Genomic DNA, 18,984 nt, shown 5'->3' with positions numbered 1-18,984 from the left:
TTGGTATAATATTTTACAAAAGTCCCGGATGCCAGTTCGGGAAGTCTTGAATGAAAACCACAGGGAAGGAAAGTATTCATGTTAATTACAAGAGAGTGCGACTATGCAGTGCGGATCGTCCGGGCTCTGGCAGGTGGAGAAAAGCTCTGTGTGAACCAGATCTGTGAAAAGGAAGATCTGACACCGGCATTTGTCTATAAAATATTGAAAAAACTGGAGAAAAAAGATATTGTGAAAAGTTTCAGGGGCAGCAATGGAGGATATGCCCTGAAAAAGTCTCTGGAAGAACTTACGCTTCTGGACGTATATCTGGCTGTGGAGCCGGATTTTTATATGATCGAGTGCATGAACCCGGATAAGGCCTGCATTCATAATCAGTCAGACTGCGGCTGCAAAGTACACAGCGAATTGTGCAGGATACAAAACACATTGGTGAATGAACTGCGGGCTCATACCATAGCAGAAATAATGGAATAGATACAGGATGACAACAGATAACGTCTTTTTGAAATATTCAGATGTCATGGATATTGCAGAGAAAAAGGGTACCCTAAAAATCATTTATGGCTTTTAGGGTACCTTCTTTATTATAGAAATACCGGTACCGGCACCTCGGCAAAATGTCCATAGCCCAGGTGCCGGTATTTGTTTTTTTGTAAAAACATTGGATTTTCTCTGATTTTATAAATAGACATGCCTGTTAAATCGTGCTATAATTCTCATAGACTTCAGGTTAGAAGTGGAATATTGTTCAAAACAATTTTCAAGGAGGAAAAAATCAAATGGCTAGAAAGATGAAAACCATGGATGGTAATCATGCAGCAGCTCATGCTTCCTACGCATATTCAGATGTTGCAGCTATCTATCCAATTACCCCGTCATCTGTAATGGCTGAAGCCACAGACGAATGGGCAACACAGGGAAGAAAGAACATTTTCGGACAGGAAGTTCAGGTTACTGAAATGCAGTCTGAAGCCGGTGCAGCCGGTGCAGTTCACGGTTCTCTGGCAGCTGGTGCCCTGACTACAACATATACTGCATCTCAGGGCCTTCTGCTGATGATCCCAAATCTTTACAAAATCGCCGGTGAGCAGCTTCCGGGCGTATTTAACGTATCCGCTCGTGCTCTGGCAAGCCATGCATTATCTATCTTCGGTGATCACTCCGATGTTTATGCATGTCGTCAGACAGGCTGCGCTATGCTGTGTGAATCTTCCGTACAGGAAGTTATGGACCTGACACCAGTTGCACACTGTGCAGCTATCAAAGGAAAAGTTCCATTCATTAACTTCTTCGACGGATTCCGTACATCTCACGAGATCCAGAAGATCGAGACATGGGATTATGAAGACTTAAAGGATTTAGTAGATATGGATGCTGTTGATGCATTCCGTAAACATGCATTAAATCCAAATCATCCATGCCAGAGAGGTTCTGCTCAGAACCCTGATATCTTCTTCCAGGCAAGAGAAGCATGTAATCCATACTACGATGCTCTGCCGGCAATCGTACAGGAATACATGGACAAAGTAAATGCTAAGATCGGAACAAACTACAAACTGTTCAACTACTACGGAGCAGAAGACGCAGAGCATGTGATCATCGCTATGGGTTCTGCATGTGAGACAATCGAGGAAACCATCGATTACTTAATGGCTCAGGGCAAAAAGGTTGGTCTTGTTACTGTTCGCCTGTACAGACCATTCAGCGCTGAAGCACTGGTAAATGCGATTCCTGATTCTGTAAAACAGATTTCCGTATTAGACAGAACAAAAGAGCCAGGTTCTCTTGGCGAGCCTCTGTACTTAGACGTTGTAGCAGCCCTGAAGGGAACAAAATTCAATGATGTACCTGTATTCACAGGCCGTTACGGATTAGGTTCCAAAGATACAACACCTGCTCAGATCGTTGCTGTATACGAAAACACAACAAAACAGAAATTTACAATCGGTATCGTAGATGACGTTACAAACTTATCTCTGGAAGTTGGCGCTCCTCTGGTTACTACACCGGAAGGAACCATCAACTGCAAGTTCTGGGGATTAGGAGCTGACGGTACTGTTGGAGCAAACAAGAACTCCATCAAGATCATCGGTGACAACACAGATATGTACGCTCAGGCATATTTTGATTACGACTCTAAGAAATCCGGCGGTGTTACAATGTCTCACCTGCGTTTCGGTAAGAGCCCGATCAAATCCACATACCTGATCAAACAGGCAAACTTTGTAGCATGCCACAATCCTTCCTATATCAACAAATACAACATGGTACAGGAACTGGTTGACGGCGGTACATTCCTGCTGAACTGCCCATGGGATATGGAAGGCCTTGAAAAACATCTGCCAGGACAGGTGAAATCCTTCATCGCTAACCACAACATCAAGTTCTATGTGATCGACGGTATCAAGATCGGTAAAGAGATCGGACTTGGCGGACGTATCAATACAGTTCTTCAGTCTGCATTCTTCAAACTGGCTAACATCATTCCGGAAGAGCATGCTATTGAATTAATGAAAGCTGCTGCAAAAGCAACATACGGAAGAAAAGGTGACGCTATCGTTCAGATGAACTATGACGCCATCGATGCAGGTGCAAAACAGGTTGTTGAAGTACAGGTTCCGGAAAGCTGGAAGAGCTGTGCAGATGAAGGCCTTGTAATGGCACATGCTGAAAGCGGACGTGAGGACGTTGTTGAATTCGTTAATACAATTCAGGCAAAAGTAAATGCTCAGGAAGGAAACTCTCTGCCAGTATCTGCTTTCAAAGATTATGTAGACGGTACAACTCCATCCGGATCTTCTGCATATGAAAAACGTGGTATCGCTGTGGATATCCCTGTATGGAATCCAGACAACTGTATCCAGTGTAACCGCTGTGCATATGTCTGCCCACATGCAGTTATCCGTCCAGTAGCCCTGACAGAAGAAGAAGCTGCTGCAGCTCCAGAAGGAATGCAGACACTGCCTCTGACAGGTATGAAAGAATACAAATTCACTATGACTGTATCTGCTTACGACTGTACAGGATGCGGTTCCTGTGCAAATGTCTGCCCAGGTAAGAAAGGTGCAAAAGCCCTTACTATGGAAAACATGGAAGCAAATGCAGGGGTACAGAAATACTTTGACTACGGCGTAACATTACCTGAAAAAGAAGACGTTATCGCTAAATTCAAAGAGAATACAGTAAAAGGTTCTCAGTTCAAACAGCCTCTCCTTGAGTTCTCAGGAGCTTGTGCAGGATGTGGTGAGACACCTTACGCAAAACTGATCACACAGTTGTTCGGTGACAGAATGTACATCGCAAATGCTACAGGATGCTCCTCTATCTGGGGTAACTCTTCACCATCCACACCATACACAGTAAATGCAAAAGGACAGGGTCCTGCATGGTCCAACTCTCTGTTCGAAGATAATGCTGAGTTTGGTTATGGTATGCTGCTGGCTCAGAAAGCAATCCGTGGCGGATTAAAGGAAAAAGTTGAGTCTGTAATGGCTAATGAAAATGCTTCTGAAGGAGTAAAAGCTGCATGCAAAGAGTGGCTGGATACATTCAACAGCGGAATCACTAACGGAGCTGCTACAGATAAATTAGTAGCTGCACTGGAAGGTGTTGACTGTGACGTATGCAAAGACATTGTTAAGAACAAAGACTTCCTGGCTAAGAAATCTCAGTGGGTATTCGGCGGTGACGGCTGGGCATACGACATCGGCTTCGGCGGTGTTGACCATGTACTGGCTTCCGGACAGGATATCAACGTAATGGTATTCGATACAGAAGTTTACTCCAACACAGGCGGACAGTCTTCTAAATCTACACCTACAGGTGCTGTTGCACAGTTCGCTGCAGGCGGTAAAGAGGTTAAGAAGAAAGATATGGCTTCCATCGCTATGAGCTATGGTTATGTATACGTAGCACAGATTGCTATGGGTGCTGACTTCAACCAGACTGTTAAAGCAATTGCAGAAGCAGAAGCATATCCGGGACCATCTCTGATCATCGCTTATGCTCCATGTATCAACCATGGTATCAAGAAAGGTATGAGCAAAGCTCAGACTGAGGAAGAACTGGCAGTTAAGTGCGGATACTGGCACAACTTCCGCTTCAATCCTGCTGCTGAGAATAAGTTCACACTGGATTCCAAAGCTCCAACAGCTGATGATTACCAGGCATTCCTTGACGGAGAGGTTCGTTACAATTCTCTGAAACGCTCCAATCCTGAAAAGGCAGCAAGACTGTTTGCTAAGAACGAGGAAGAAGCAAAAGAGAGATATGCATATCTCCAGAAGCTGGTTACTCTGTACAGCAAAACAGAAGAGTAAGCTTTATCATAGAATAATAGAATTATAAATGTGTCCAAACAGAAGAGAAGGCGTCTGTACCGGTTTTCCGGGACAGACGCCTTCTTTGTGCATAGAGAACTCTGTTTCCTATACGCGAAAAGAAAGACACAGCAGTATAATGGACTTTATTCGTCTTCTTCCTCTGGTTTTATCTTTTTGATCACAGTGCTGTCTCCGATACGGTGGTTTACCACACTATGTACCTGAATGCTGAGATCTTCCGTTTCACAGGAGAAGGTCTCTCCGTTTGCAGGAACACGTCCGATTACATCGCAGACATAACCATTATAAGTATCGAAATCTTCCGTAGGAAGCTCAATGTCCAGAGCCTCGGCTACGTCTTCCAGATCTGCGGAACCCTGGATCTCCCAGGTGTTTTCTCCGATCTGCAGGATATCCGGAGACTGTACGGCGTCCTCTAATTCATACAGATCGCCTACCAGAGCCTCGATCAGGTCATGAAGTGTGATCAGACCGGACATACCGCCGTATTCATCAATCAATACGGCAATGTATTTTCTGGAAGTTTTCATATTCTGGAAGAGAACATTTGCTTTCATGTTTTCTGGTACAAACCAGGGTTTATCAATAGCATTCTTTACAATTTCCTCTTTCGACTTGTTTTCCATGCGGAAGTAATCCTTCGTATTCAGGATTCCTACGATATTATCTGTGTTTTCCTTGTATACAGGATAGAATGTGTGCCGGCTTTCAAAAATAATTCCCTGCCAGGTTTCCAGACTATCGTTGATATCCAGAGAAGTTACATCAATACGATGAGTACAGATCTGCTCCACAGATATATCGTTAAAATCAAATACATTCTGGATCATTTCCGTTTCACTCTGATCAATGGTGCCCTGCTGGCTTCCTTCCGAAAGCATCATACGGATTTCTTCTTCTGTAACCTGTTCTTCACTTTCATTTGGATCGATGCCGAGAAGCCTCAGCACACCGTTGGTAGATACTGTAAGAAGAAATACCAGGGGAGTGAAGATCTTGGAAATCGTGTATAAAGGACCAGCCAGTGCCAGGGAAAGGGATTCTGTCTTTTTCATGGCAATACGTTTGGGAACCAGCTCACCGAAGACCAGATTAAAATAGGAAAGGATCACGGTGATAATAATAACCGAAACCGAACTTAAAACACTTCTGGGAATGGGTACGCCCAGACCTGCAAACAGATCTACAAGAGGATCTGCAAAATAGTCTGCAGCAAAAGCACTGTTCAGAAATCCGGCTAAGGTAATTACAACCTGTATGGTAGCCAGAAATCTTGCAGGCTGTTCGGTCAGCTTTGTCAGTTTAATAGCCTTTTTGTTTCCCTCTTCTGTGAGCTTTTTCAGTTTTGCATCGTTCATGGAAATTACAGCAATTTCCGCACTGGCAAAAATAGCATTTAAAAAAATCAATACAATTAATAGAATAATCGAGCCAATCATAATTTATTATTTTCCTCCAATGTTATATTATTAAGAAACGCAAAAAGGGACGGTCACACAAAAAAGAACAGAAAAACCTTCTGTTTACTCCCTGTGTAACTGCCCCGTTATGTATTCATAATAATAAACATGGATTGGCAGAATTTCGATATTTGCAACTACAAGTGTCAGGATCTCCGTCCATGTAAATATTCACATCCTTTCTGATTTGCTAATAAAATTATCATATATGGCGGAAGTTGTCAAGAAAAACCTCTTTTTCAGCAGGGAGAAGTACAAGGTTTTTCTTTCTTTTATGGGAAAAGAGTGCTATAATAATTATCAGAAAATTGTTCGTGAGTCTAAAGACCCTTGCGGCAGTCGCCAAATGGACATGCAAGCATGCCCCCTTGGCTCGTTGCTCGCAGGAATAAAGAGATTAACAGAAAATCTCGAGAGGAGGCATGGTTATGGAATTAGAAGCAAGGATGTTTAAAGTCTATGCAAAAGGAGATGAAAGGATTCAGTTAAAGATTATTCCGGGGCACTTTGTTACTTCCCAGTCTCATATCAGTCACTATCTGGATATGACAACTATGAAGACGAGATGTGCAGAGGCTGCCAGGATTGCAAAACTTCTTTCCAGCAGATATGAAACCACAACGCCGGTAGATTCTATTATCTGCATGGACGGTCTGGAAGTGATCGGAGCCTTTCTGGCAGAGGAACTGGCAAAAGCAGGGGTATTATCCATGAATGCCCATAAGACTATCTATATTGTAACTCCGGAGTTTAATTCCAATGGCCAGATGATCTTCCGTGACAATATCCAGCACATGGTACGGAACCGGAATGTGGTAATTCTTATGGGTTCTATCACCACGGGTGCCACTCTCCGTCAGTGTATGGAAAGCGTATTATACTATGGCGGCGTTATTCAGGGGGTTTCTGCAATATTCAGCGCAGTGACCAAAGTAGCAGGTCTGGACATCAATTCTGTATTTTATAAGCAGGACATACCAAACTATGAGTCTTATCCTGCTGAGCAGTGCCCTATGTGCAAAAAGAAAGAAAAAATCGACGCCATCGTTAATGGATACGGGTATTCAAAACTCTAAACATTTGAAATGCCCCTATCATCTTAAGGGAAAATGTGCTATATTAATAGCCTGGACAGATTTGTCTGTCCGGGCTATTATTGTATAAAAAGAGGCCCTGAGAGAGGGGCCGGATATAAAATACATCAGGAGGAATGATTATGAAATTGGAAGCAGTACCTGGATACCAGCTGATAATGCAGCAGGAAATCCCCGATATTCATTCTCAGGGATATCTGCTGAAGCATAAAAAAAGCGGGGCCAGAGTCATGGTGCTGGAAAATGATGATAACAACAAAGTCTTTAATATTGCCTTCCGGACTCCTCCGGCGGACAGCACAGGAGTGGCTCATATTCTGGAACACAGCGTATTATGCGGCTCAGAACATTTCCCTTTGAAGGATCCTTTTGTAGAGCTGGTGAAAGGCTCTCTGAATACCTTTTTAAACGCAATGACTTATCCGGATAAGACTATGTATCCTGTTGCAAGCTGTAATGACCAGGATTTTAAAAATTTAATGCATGTATATCTGGATGCGGTATTTTTCCCGAATATTTACAAGAGGGAAGAGATTTTCCGCCAGGAAGGCTGGCACTATGAAATGAAGGACATGGACAGTCCTGTTACTATAAACGGCGTAGTATACAATGAAATGAAAGGGGCTTTTTCTTCTCCGGAAGATGTGCTGGACAGGGAAATTTTCAATTCTCTGTTCCCGGATACCCCCTACGGCGTAGAATCAGGGGGAGATCCTCAGTATATTCCGGATTTGAAATATTCCCAGTTCCTTTCCTTCCACAGCCGGTATTACCATCCGGCCAACAGCTATATCTATCTCTATGGAGATATGGATATGGAAGAAAGGCTGAACTGGATGGACAAGGAATATCTTTCAAAATATGATGCTATACCGGTAGACTCCGCCATACCCAGACAGAAGTCCTTTGACAAGGTAAAAGAAATCGAGATGGAGTACCCTATATCAGAAAGTGAGCCTGTGGAAGAAAACTCCTATCTGTCTTATAATCTGGTGGTCGGAGACAGCCTGGACGTAGAGAGATGCACTGCCTTTGAGGTGCTGGACTATGTGCTTTTAAGCGCTCCGGGAGCCCCCCTGAAGCAGGTGCTTCTGGATGAAGGCATCGGTAAAGATATCCTGGGCTCTTATGAGGATGGGATTTATCAGCCGTTCTTTTCCGTTGTGGCCAAAAATGCCAGACCAGAGGATAAGGAGAAATTTATTTCCCTGATCCGTGAGACGCTGGAAAAGATTGTGAAAGAAGGAATCGATCAGAAGGCCGTGGCTGCCGGTATCAATTATATGGAGTTTCGGTTCCGGGAAGCAGACTATTCTTCCTTCCCTAAAGGACTGATGTATGGAATTGATGTATTTGACAGCTGGCTTTATGATGACAGTAAGCCCTTTGACCATTTAAAACGTCTGGGTATTTATGAAAAATTAAAGGAAAAGGCTGAGACTGGATATTTTGAAAAATTAATTCAGGAATTTCTTCTGGACAATACCCATGCTTCTGTGGTAGTGGTAAATCCAAAGAGAGGACTGGCTGCCCAGAGAGAGGGAGAGCTGGAGAAAAAGCTGGCAGACTACAAGGCATCTCTTTCCCAGGAGGAACTGGAAAAACTGGTAAAAGATACGGCTCATTTAAAAGAGTACCAGGATGCTCCGGAAACAGAAGAGGCCCTTAAGACCATTCCTCTTCTGAAGCGGGAAGATATTGGAAGAACCAGCGGCAAGATTTATAATACAGAAAAGCATTCCGGAGAAACACTGATCCTTCATCATGATCTGTATACAAATGGCATCGGCTATCTGAACCTGCTGTTCGATACTAAGAAAGTACCTTCCAGACTGGTTCCTTATCTGGGAATCCTGAAGTCTGTGCTGGGCTATGTAGGTACAGAGAACTATACCTACGGAGAGCTGTTTAATGAGATTAATGCTAAGACTGGCGGGATTTTCTTTGGCATTCAGGTGTTTGGCAATGCCAAAGACAACCGGATCACTACCCACATGATGGGGATAAAGGCTAAGGCCCTGTATAAAGACCTGCCTTTTGTCTTCCGGATGACAAGGGAAATTCTCTGCACTTCAAAACTGGATGATGAAAAGCGGCTGTATGAGATCATCGCCAAGATGAAATCCAGAATGCAGATGAGTATGGTTTCTGCAGGCCATTCTACGGCAGTTAACCGAGCTCTGTCTTATTTCTCTGAAAATTCTTATTTCCAGGAAAAGATTGCAGGAATTGATTTTTATAATCTTATTGATAAACTGGAGAAAAACTTCCAGGAGCGGAAAGCAGAGATCATAGACAATCTGAAAGAACTTATGGAGCTGGTATTCCGCAGAGAAAATCTTGTTGTCAGCTATACAGCGGACCAGGAAGGATACGGCTATCTGGAAAAAGAAGTGGAAGGGCTGAAGGAAGTTCTCTGGAAAGGAGAACTGGAAGATGCCCGGCTAACTCCAGTGTTTGAAAATAAAAACGAAGGCTTCCAGACCTCAGGACAGGTTCAGTATGTGGCCGTGGCAGGAAACTTTGCCGAAGGAGGATATGAGTATACGGGAGCTCTCCGGATTTTAAAAGTAATGCTCAGCTATGAGTATCTGTGGACCAATATCCGGGTAAAAGGAGGAGCTTACGGCTGTATGAGCGGATTCCGGAGGACCGGAGACGGATTTCTGGTATCTTACCGGGATCCTCACCTGAAGAATACCCTGGAGGTGTTCCAAAAGACAGGAGACTTTATCCGTTCCTTTGACGCAGACGAACGGGAGATGACAAAATATATTATCGGAACCATCAGTGAGATAGACGCGCCCCTGACTCCTTCAGCCAAAGGTTCTATGTCTTTGAATGCCTGGTTTTCAGGGATCACCAGAGAGGATATGGAAAAAGAACGACAGGAAATCTTAGACGCTCAGCCTGAGGATATCCGGAATCTGGCGGGAATCGTAGACACTATTGTAGGCCAGAACAGGATCTGCGTGATCGGAAGTGAAGAGAAACTCCAGCAGGATAAAGAAGTATTTAAGGAAATCAAACATCTGCTGTAGAGAAAAGAGGAGAATATATGAAGGAAGATTTTAAATCAGGATTTGCGGCTATTATCGGCAGGCCTAATGTAGGAAAATCCACGCTGATGAACCATCTGATCGGGCAGAAGATTGCCATAACATCTCGAAAGCCTCAGACCACCAGAAACAGGATCCAGACGGTATATACCAGTGAAAGAGGACAGATTGTGTTTCTGGATACCCCTGGAATACACAAGGCAAAGAATAAGCTGGGAGAATATATGGTAAATGTGGCCCAGAGGACCTTCCAGGATGCGGATGTGATCCTCTGGCTGGTGGAAGCCTCTGATTATATCGGAGCAGGAGAGAAGCATATTGCCCAGCAGCTTCAGAAAACAAAGCTGCCGGTGATCCTGGTCATGAATAAAGTGGACAAAGTGGAGAAAAAACAGGTGGCAGGGTTTATAGAGGCCTACAGAAAGCTTTATGACTTTGCGGAGATCGTGCCGGTGTCTGCCCTGCGTTCCGTAAATCTGGATACCCTTTTAGAGTGTATATTTAAATATCTTCCTTACGGCCCTCAGTTTTATGACGAGGATACGGTAACCGACCAGCCCCAGAGACAGATCGTGGCAGAAATGATACGGGAGAAAGCTCTTCGCTGCCTGGAAGAGGAAATCCCCCACGGTATTGCAGTAACTATCGAGAGAATGAAAGAACGTCCCCAGGGGGATATGGTAGATATTGACGCCACCATTATCTGTGAAAGAGATTCCCACAAAGGAATTATCATAGGCAAACAGGGCGCTATGCTGAAGAAGATCGGCAGTCAGGCCAGAACAGAAATTGAAAATATGTTGGAAACAAAGGTAAATCTGAAGCTTTGGGTAAAAGTGAAGAAAGACTGGAGAGACAGTGATTTTCTTATAAAAAACTTCGGATATGACAAGAAGGAAATCTGATGAGCGATTTGATAACAGTCACTGGCATGGTGTTGTCTGCCACGCCGGTGGGAGATTATGACAAAAGGCTTGTGCTCCTTACCAGAGAGAGAGGGAAGATCACAGCTTTTGCAAAAGGCGCCAGACGGCAGAACAGTTCTCTTCTGGCAGCGGCCAATCCTTTTGTTTTTGGCTCTTTCTTTTTATATGAGGGAAGGACTGCCTATCAGATGCGCTCTGCCTCAGTTATCCATTATTTTTCTGAACTGGCAGGAATCCAGCCGGGAGTGTATTATGGATTTTACTTTCTGGAGCTGGCAGACTATTATGCAAGGGAAAATGCAGATGGAAAGGAAATGCTGAACCTGCTGTATGTGACCTTAAAGGCACTGATCAAAGGACAGGTGGACAATGTGCTGATCCGGTATATTTTTGAGCTGAAGCTCATGACTATTAATGGAGAATATCCTTCGGTATTTACCTGTGCAGGCTGCGGCACAACTGAAAACATAGAATGGTTTTCTGTGGAAGAATCCTGCGTCTACTGCTCTTCCTGTGGAAATGTGCAGAAAGGCCTGATCCATGTAAGTCCCGCTGCTCTGTATACCCTTCAGTTTATTATTGCCGCAAAGCTGGAGAAGCTTTACTCCTTTACTGTGACCAGAGAAGTCCGGGAGGAAGTGGGAAGGGTGATGCGGGCTTATATGAAAAGGTACATAGACCGGGAATTTAAGAGCCTGGAAATCCTGAAAATCATGGATTAACAGGGAAAAACAGCCTTTTAGTAGTTGAAAAGAATGTTTGCAGCAGTTATAATATGGCTTATCGGTGAGACAATCCCAGGAATCCCACGGAGTTTCTGAGGAAATATTGTAACAGAGGAGATCATACAATGGAAAAGACAATGGAAAAAATCGTAGCCCTGGCAAAATCCAGAGGTTTTGTGTATCCAGGTTCTGAAATTTACGGCGGCCTGGCAAATACATGGGATTATGGAAACCTGGGTGTGGAATTAAAGAATAATGTAAAGAAGGCCTGGTGGCAGAAGTTTGTTATGGAAAGCCCTTATAATGTAGGGGTTGACTGTGCCATCCTCATGAATCCTCAGACCTGGGTAGCATCTGGTCATCTGGGAGGATTTTCTGATCCTCTTATGGACTGTAGAGAATGTCATGAAAGATTCCGTGCAGACAAGATCATTGAAGATTACTGTGCAGAAAACCACATCAAGCTGGAAGGCAGTGTAGACGCCTGGAGCCAGGAAGAAATGAAGAACTTTATTGAAGAGCACAATATCCCCTGCCCAAGCTGCGGAAAGCATAACTTTACAGATATCCGCCAGTTTAACCTGATGTTCAAAACTTTCCAGGGCGTTACAGAAGATGCGAAAAATACTGTATATTTAAGACCTGAGACTGCTCAGGGAATTTTCGTAAACTTTAAAAATGTGCAGAGAACTTCCAGAAAGAAACTTCCATTTGGTATTGCCCAGATCGGAAAATCTTTCAGAAATGAGATCACTCCCGGAAACTTTACTTTCCGTACCCGTGAATTCGAACAGATGGAACTGGAGTTCTTCTGTAAACCGGACACAGACCTGGAGTGGTTTGCCTACTGGAAACAGTTCTGTCTGGACTGGTTATACAGCCTGGGATTGAAGAAAGAAGAAGTCCGCTATCGTGACCATGATAAAGAGGAGCTGAGTTTTTACAGCAAGGCCACCACTGACGTAGAATTCCTCTTCCCCTTTGGCTGGGGCGAGCTGTGGGGAATCGCTGACAGGACTGACTATGACCTGTCCCGTCACCAGGAAGTATCCGGACAGGACCTGACTTACTTTGATGATGAGACAAAAGAAAAATATGTTCCTTATGTAATCGAGCCTTCACTGGGAGCTGACCGTATGGTTCTGGCTTTCCTTTGCAGCGCTTATGATGAAGAGGTTCTGGATGCTGAGAAAAATGACGTCCGGACAGTTCTTCATTTCCACCCGGCTCTGGCGCCAGTGAAAATCGGTGTGCTTCCTCTTTCTAAAAAGCTGGCTGAAGGTGCTCAGAAAGTTTATCAGCAGCTTTCCAAGAAATATAACTGCGAGTATGATGACAGAGGAAACATTGGAAAACGTTATCGCCGCCAGGACGAAATCGGTACTCCTTTCTGCATCACCTATGACTTTGACTCTGAAAATGACGGGGCAGTTACAGTAAGAGACCGTGATACTATGGAACAGGAAAGAGTAAAGATTGAAGATCTGAAAGCTTATTTCGAAGAGAAATTTGATTTTTAATTCCAGGGGCAGATATAAGGCCCAGGGGAATATCTGACTCCGGCAGCAGAGCCTGGAAGGGCAGATCAGCTGCCAGAGCCACAGGCTGACAGAACAGAAAAAGACAGCAGAACCAGAGCGTGTGAAGCTCTGGTTCTTTTTATGAGGAGAATGGAAATGGACGAAAGAGAAGAGCTCTTAAAGAGAGACCGGGAAAAAGAGAAGAGACGGGAGCAGCGGAGGCTGGAGAGGGAACAAGAGCTGAGAAAACAGATGGTGATGGGTGCAGGCGTTCTGGCGGCTCTGGTGGTGGTCCTGATCATCAGCATTACTGTGGGAATAAACATTTCAAAGAGGGCAAAGGCGGAGGCTGCAAAAGAAAAAGCAGAACAGGAAAGACTGGCCCTTGAAAAAGAACAGGACGAAAATACGATAGAACTGCTAGCAGTAGGGGATAATATTGCCCACCAGACCATACGTGAGGTGGGAATGAGTGAAGACGGCCCATGGAATTATGATTCTGTTTATCAGTATGTAAAAGAAGATGTAGAGGCGGCAGACCTGGCTCTGGTAACCCAGGAAACGATTTTTGTGGAGGATCGTGAGGATGTTTCCGGCTATCCTTCCTTCGGCACCCCGCCGGAGTTTGGAGATGCCCTGGTAAATACAGGGTTTGATGTGATCGCCAGTGCTACCAACCATGCTTTGGATAAAGGCACGGATTCTATAGAATATACTCTGAACTGGTGGGAGGAAAACCATCCGGATATTCCTGTGCTGGGGCTTTATGACAGTGAGGAGGCAGCAGAAGAAATCCCGATTATTTCTTGTAAAGACCTGAAGCTTGCCATGCTGGATTATACATATAGCCTGAATGGCCTGGAACTCCCCTCAGATCAGGAATATATGGTGGACGTTTTTGATGAGGAGCAGGCGAGAGAAGACATCCGTCAGGCAAAAGAGCTGGCAGACGTGGTAATTGTAGTCATGCATGTGGGAAACGAATATGAGCAGGATGTAGACCAGGAGACCCAGGAATGGACTGATATTTTCCTGGAAGAGGGTGTGGACATTGTGATCGGATCTCATCCCCATGTGGTCCGGACTATGGAAACTCTTACGGGAGAGGACGGACATAAAATGCTGGTGTATTATTCTCTGGGGAATTTCACTTCCACGCAGACAGATCTTCCCAGCCTTATGGGAGCCATGGCAAAGATTACCGTGAGAAAAAACATTGAGACTGGAGAGATTGAAATACCTGAACATGAATTTATACCTTTACTCATGTATTATAATAAGGAGATTCCTCAGGCAGCTATTTACAAACTGGAAGATTATCCTCAGGAACTTATACAGCAGCATTTTGTCTATGAGGAAAATCCAGAAGAGTTTTCACTGGAATATTATCAGCAGCTTTTTGAGGAGACAAAAGCAAAAGGAAACCATGAAGATATCTGAATTTTCTTAATTGTATAAAATGCACAAACAAATGTAAAATTTAAAAGAAACTATATGCAAAAAATCCATGTCGCTATTGCTGGCATGGATTTTATTTGTTATAATATTCACCATAAGACCGCAGCCAGCGGTATGCTGAGTCAAAAGGAGGAGAAGACATCATGGCAAAAAAGAGAAATATTATCGTAGGACAGTCCGGCGGACCAACCGCCGTAATCAATTCAAGCCTTGCAGGAGTATATAAAAACGCCATAGAGCGTGGATTTGATAAAGTATACGGTATGCTTCATGGGATCCAGGGGCTTTTAGATGAGCAGTATGTAGACCTTTCCACCCAGATTCATTCAGAATTGGATATCGAGCTTTTGAAAAGGACTCCCTCTGCATTCCTGGGCTCCTGCCGTTTTAAACTGCCGGAAATCCATGCAGATAAGGATATTTATGAGAAAATCTTTGGAATTTTAAATAAACTGGACATTGACACCTTTATTTATATCGGCGGCAATGATTCTATGGATACGATTAAAAAGCTGTCAGATTATGCGATCCTCACCGGACAGCCCCAGAAATTCCTGGGAGTGCCAAAGACCATAGATAATGACCTGGCTCTTACAGACCATACCCCGGGATTTGGAAGCGCTGCAAAATATATCGGAGCATCTACTAAGGAAGTTATCCGTGACGCTCAGGGCCTGACCTATAAAAAGAATATGATCACCATTATGGAGGTCATGGGAAGAAATGCAGGATGGCTTACAGGAGCAACAGCTCTGGCAAAATCAGAGGACTGTGACGGACCGGATCTGATCTACCTGCCGGAAGTTCCTTTTGATATCGATAAATTCCTGAAGAAAGTGAAAGAACTGCTGAACAAAAAGTCCTCTATTGTCATCGCAGTTTCCGAAGGAATCAAACTGGCAGACGGAAGATACGTGTGTGAACTGGGCAATGTGGGAGACTATGTAGATGCCTTTGGCCATAAACAGCTTCAGGGAACTGCCACCTATCTGGCAAATTTCCTGGCAGCAGAGTGCGGCTGCAAAACAAGAGCCGTAGAACTTTCTACTCTTCAGCGCAGTGCCTCTCATATGGCTTCCAGAGTGGACATTGACGAGGCATTCATGGTAGGAGGGGCAGCGGTAAAGGCTGCTGATGAAGGAGACACAGGAAAAATGGTGGTTATTGACCGTATTTCTGATGATCCTTATATGAGTGCTACAGGCATCTATGACGTGCACAGAATTGCCAATGAGGAAAAGCTGGTTCCCCGTTCCTGGATGAACAAAGAAGCTAACAATGTGACAAAAGATTTTGTGGATTATATCAAGCCTCTGATCCAGGGAGATTACCCACCTATCATGGTTAACGGCCTGCCAAGACATTTGGTGCTGAAAATGAAGAGAAAATAAGGAAAACTTCAAAAAACTTGCTTGACTATCAGAGGTCTTATGTTAAAATAATACTGTGCAGGCAAACTCTGCCTGCACCGGGGAAAATATATTATGAACAGTATATTTTCTAGTATCTACTTTTAGGAGGAATGTTCAAATGGCAAAATGGGTTTACTTATTTAGTGAAGGAAACGCCAACATGAGAGAACTCCTGGGTGGAAAGGGAGCCAACCTGGCAGAAATGACCAACTTAGGCATGCCCATTCCTCAGGGATTCACAGTAACAACAGAAGCTTGCACAGACTACTACAATAACGGCAAGAAGATTTCTGAAGAGATTCAGGGACAGATTTTCGATGCATTAGCAGAGCTGGAAAAAATCCAGGGCAAAAAATTCGGTGACACAGAGGATCCGTTGCTGGTTTCTGTTCGTTCCGGAGCAAGAGCTTCCATGCCTGGTATGATGGATACTATCCTGAACCTGGGTCTGAACGATGTGGCAGTTGAAGGCTTTGCTAAAAAGACAGGCAATCCAAGATTCGCATATGATTCTTACAGACGTTTTATCCAGATGTACTCTGACGTAGTAATGGAAGTTCCTAAATCTTTCTTCGAGAAGATCATCGACGAAGTAAAAGAAGCTAAGGGCGTTCACTACGATACAGAATTAACTGTAGATGATTTAAAAGAGTTAGTTAAGAGATTCAAAGCTGTTTACTCTGAAGAGATGAACGGTGAAGAATTCCCACAGGATCCTAAGGAGCAGTTAATGGGAGCAGTAAAAGCTGTATTCCGTTCCTGGGACAACCCACGTGCTATCGTATACCGTCGTATGAACGATATTCCAGGCGACTGGGGTACCGCTGTAAACGTACAGGCTATGGTATTCGGTAACATGGGCGAAACATCAGGTACAGGTGTTGCATTTACACGTAACCCATCTACCGGTGAAAAAGGTATCTACGGTGAATACCTGATCAACGCTCAGGGTGAAGACGTAGTTGCCGGTGTTCGTACACCTCAGCCAATCAGCAAATTAGCTGAAGACCTTCCAAAATGCTACAAACAGTTCATGGAACTGGCTATGAAGCTGGAGAACCACTACCGTGATATGCAGGATATGGAGTTCACCATCCAGGAAGGTAAATTATACTTCTTACAGACACGTAACGGAAAGAGAACAGCTCCGGCTGCTATCCAGATCGCCTGCGACCTGGTAGACGAAGGTATGATCACACCGGAAGAAGCTGTTTGCCGTATCGAAGCAAAATCTCTGGATCAGTTACTGCATCCAACCTTTGACGCTGAGTCTCTGAAAGCAGGAGAAGTGATCGGTTCTGCTCTTCCAGCATCTCCAGGTGCTGCTGCAGGTAAAGTTTACTTTACAGCTGAAGAAGCAAAAGCTGCTCACGAAGCAGGAGAAAGAGTTGTTCTGGTTCGTCTTGAGACATCTCCGGAAGATATCGAAGGTATGCATGCTTCCGAAGGTATCCTGACAGTCCGCGGCGGTATGACATCTCACGCAGCTGTTGTTGCCCGTGGTATGGGAACCTGCTGTGTATCCGGATGCGGCGAGATCAAGATCAACGAAGAAGAGAAATGGTTTACATTAGGCGGATATACTTTCCATGAAGGAGATTACATTTCCTTAGATGGTACAACAGGTAAGATCTACAAAGGCGATATCAAGACTGTAGAAGCTTCTGTAGGCGGAAACTTTGGCCGTATCATGAGATGGGCTGACCAGTTCCGTAAATTACAGGTTCGTACAAATGCCGATACACCTGCTGACACAGAGAACGCTGTTAAATTAGGCGCTGAAGGTATCGGACTTTGCCGTACAGAGCATATGTTCTTCAACGAAGACCGTATTCCGAAGATCCGTAAAATGATCCTTTCTGATACAGTAGAGCAGAGAGAAGAAGCTCTTAACGAGCTGATCCCATTCCAGAAAGAAGACTTCAAAGCTATGTACAAAGCTCTGAAGGGTCGTCCAATGACCGTTCGTTATCTGGATCCGCCTCTGCATGAGTTCGTTCCTACAGATCCTGATGATATTGCAGCTCTGGCAAAAGATATGGGTCTTACAGCAGAAGAAGTACAGGCTCGCTGCGACGAACTCCATGAGTTCAACCCAATGATGGGACATCGTGGATGCCGTCTGGCCGTAACATATCCAGAAATCGCTAAGATGCAGACAAGAGCTGTCATCGAAGCTGCTATCGAAGTAAAAGATGAAATGGGCTATGACATCGTTCCTGAGATCATGATCCCATTAGTAGGCGAGAAGAAAGAGCTGAAATATGTAAAAGATGTTGTAGTTGCTACAGCAGAAGAAGTTATGAAGGAAAAAGGCGAGTACATCAACTATCATGTTGGTACTATGATCGAGATTCCTCGTGCAGCTCTGACAGCAGATGAAATTGCTGAAGAAGCAGAATTCTTCTCCTTCGGTACAAACGACTTAACACAGATGACCTTCGGTTTCTCCCGTGACGACGCTGGTAAATTCTTAGGTTCTTACTATGAGAACAAGATTTACGAGTCTGACCCATTTGCAAAACTGGATCAGAAGGGTGTTGGCCAGCTGGTTAAGATGGCAGCAGAAAAAGGACGTTCTACAAACCCAACTCTGAAGATGGGTATCTGTGGAGAGCACGGCGGAGATCCTTCTTCCGTAGAGTTCTGCCACAAAGTAGGTCTGAATTATGTTTCCTGCTCACCATTCCGTGTGCCAATCGCAAGACTGGCAGCCGCACAGGCAGCACTGAACAACAAATAATTATTTATTGAATATTGTCCCGAAATAAAATCTGCCCTATCTCTGGCACATGTTGGAGATAGGGCATTTTTGAGTTGTCATATTATCTAAAAAACGTAAAAGATTTTTGAAAAAAAAGGCAAAATGTAAAAAATATATAATCGTGAAAAAAACAGATGAAAAATGTGGAAAAGGGGTGTATTATATAAAAAGAGTATGAACAAAATATTAAAGTTGTAATAAGGAGCCCTCTCCCGAATAT

General features: G+C 44.1%; 11 protein-coding genes. 10 read left to right on the top strand and 1 reads right to left on the bottom strand.

The window, feature by feature from the left end; genetic code table 11:
• The first annotated feature begins 78 nt into the window (after positions 1-78).
• Positions 79-477, top strand: coding sequence for an RrF2 family transcriptional regulator (locus B5G00_RS04165; RefSeq protein ID WP_087268953.1), 399 nt, complete (start codon positions 79-81; stop codon positions 475-477).
• Positions 478-782: 305 nt separating this feature from the next.
• Entirely contained in the window at positions 783-4,322 is a 3,540-nt protein-coding gene (gene nifJ, locus B5G00_RS04160; RefSeq protein ID WP_087268950.1) for a pyruvate:ferredoxin (flavodoxin) oxidoreductase, read from the top strand.
• Positions 4,323-4,468: 146 nt separating this feature from the next.
• Here the strand turns inward: nifJ and B5G00_RS04155 are convergent, their stop codons facing one another.
• Positions 4,469-5,785 (bottom strand): hemolysin family protein, encoded by a 1,317-nt coding sequence (locus tag B5G00_RS04155; protein WP_087268947.1) that lies wholly within the window; start codon positions 5,783-5,785, stop codon positions 4,469-4,471.
• Between the two features lie 449 nt (positions 5,786-6,234).
• On the opposite strand from B5G00_RS04155, the gene B5G00_RS04150 reads away from it, so the two are divergent.
• The 8 genes from B5G00_RS04150 to ppdK all read left to right on the top strand — a co-directional run bounded on the left by B5G00_RS04150 (position 6,235) and on the right by ppdK (position 18,743).
• A complete protein-coding gene (locus B5G00_RS04150) occupies positions 6,235-6,882 on the top strand; it encodes a phosphoribosyltransferase (protein ID WP_087268944.1) in 648 nt (215 codons plus the stop codon).
• Positions 6,883-7,022: 140 nt separating this feature from the next.
• Entirely contained in the window at positions 7,023-9,941 is a 2,919-nt protein-coding gene (locus tag B5G00_RS04145; RefSeq protein ID WP_087268941.1) for an insulinase family protein, read from the top strand.
• 17 nt (positions 9,942-9,958) lie between these two features.
• Complete coding sequence (era, locus tag B5G00_RS04140; RefSeq protein ID WP_087268938.1) at positions 9,959-10,864, top strand: GTPase Era; 906 nt, start codon at positions 9,959-9,961, stop codon at positions 10,862-10,864.
• Positions 10,864-11,607, top strand: a complete 744-nt coding sequence (gene recO, locus B5G00_RS04135) for a DNA repair protein RecO (protein WP_087268934.1) — start codon at positions 10,864-10,866, stop codon at positions 11,605-11,607. Before era ends, recO begins: the two co-directional genes overlap by 1 nt.
• Before the next feature lie 128 nt (positions 11,608-11,735).
• On the top strand, positions 11,736-13,130 hold the full coding sequence (locus B5G00_RS04130) for a glycine--tRNA ligase (protein WP_087268931.1): 1,395 nt from the start codon (positions 11,736-11,738) through the stop codon (positions 13,128-13,130).
• A 156-nt stretch (positions 13,131-13,286) separates the two neighbouring features.
• Positions 13,287-14,570 (top strand): CapA family protein, encoded by a 1,284-nt coding sequence (locus tag B5G00_RS04125; RefSeq protein WP_087268928.1) that lies wholly within the window; start codon positions 13,287-13,289, stop codon positions 14,568-14,570.
• Between the two features lie 161 nt (positions 14,571-14,731).
• The gene (locus B5G00_RS04120) at positions 14,732-15,979 is read left to right on the top strand and encodes a 6-phosphofructokinase (RefSeq protein ID WP_087268925.1); all 1,248 of its coding nucleotides are present in this window, start codon (positions 14,732-14,734) and stop codon (positions 15,977-15,979) included.
• Between the two features lie 139 nt (positions 15,980-16,118).
• Positions 16,119-18,743 carry a pyruvate, phosphate dikinase gene (gene ppdK, locus B5G00_RS04115; RefSeq protein ID WP_087268922.1) on the top strand — a complete coding sequence of 875 codons (2,625 nt, stop codon included), beginning with the start codon at positions 16,119-16,121 and terminating at the stop codon, positions 18,741-18,743.
• Positions 18,744-18,984: the final 241 nt, after the last annotated feature.

It is taken from the genome of Blautia sp. An46, from assembly GCF_002161645.1.
Classification (GTDB): domain Bacteria; phylum Bacillota; class Clostridia; order Lachnospirales; family Lachnospiraceae; genus Blautia; species Blautia ornithocaccae.
This window is presented reverse-complemented; position numbering and strand designations above follow the sequence as displayed.

Excerpts from the sequence above, each read along its gene's own strand:
- B5G00_RS04130 (WP_087268931.1), top strand. The coding sequence starts at position 11,736 with ATGGAAAAGACAATGGAAAAAATCGTAGCCCTGGCAAAATCCAGAGGT.
- B5G00_RS04145 (WP_087268941.1), top strand. The coding sequence starts at position 7,023 with ATGAAATTGGAAGCAGTACCTGGATACCAGCTGATAATGCAGCAGGAA.
- ppdK (WP_087268922.1), top strand. The coding sequence starts at position 16,119 with ATGGCAAAATGGGTTTACTTATTTAGTGAAGGAAACGCCAACATGAGA.
- era (WP_087268938.1), top strand. The coding sequence starts at position 9,959 with ATGAAGGAAGATTTTAAATCAGGATTTGCGGCTATTATCGGCAGGCCT.
- B5G00_RS04165 (WP_087268953.1), top strand. The coding sequence starts at position 79 with ATGTTAATTACAAGAGAGTGCGACTATGCAGTGCGGATCGTCCGGGCT.
- recO (WP_087268934.1), top strand. The coding sequence starts at position 10,864 with ATGAGCGATTTGATAACAGTCACTGGCATGGTGTTGTCTGCCACGCCG.
- B5G00_RS04120 (WP_087268925.1), top strand. The coding sequence starts at position 14,732 with ATGGCAAAAAAGAGAAATATTATCGTAGGACAGTCCGGCGGACCAACC.
- B5G00_RS04155 (WP_087268947.1), bottom strand. The coding sequence starts at position 5,785 with ATGATTGGCTCGATTATTCTATTAATTGTATTGATTTTTTTAAATGCT.
- B5G00_RS04150 (WP_087268944.1), top strand. The coding sequence starts at position 6,235 with ATGGAATTAGAAGCAAGGATGTTTAAAGTCTATGCAAAAGGAGATGAA.
- B5G00_RS04125 (WP_087268928.1), top strand. The coding sequence starts at position 13,287 with ATGGACGAAAGAGAAGAGCTCTTAAAGAGAGACCGGGAAAAAGAGAAG.
- nifJ (WP_087268950.1), top strand. The coding sequence starts at position 783 with ATGGCTAGAAAGATGAAAACCATGGATGGTAATCATGCAGCAGCTCAT.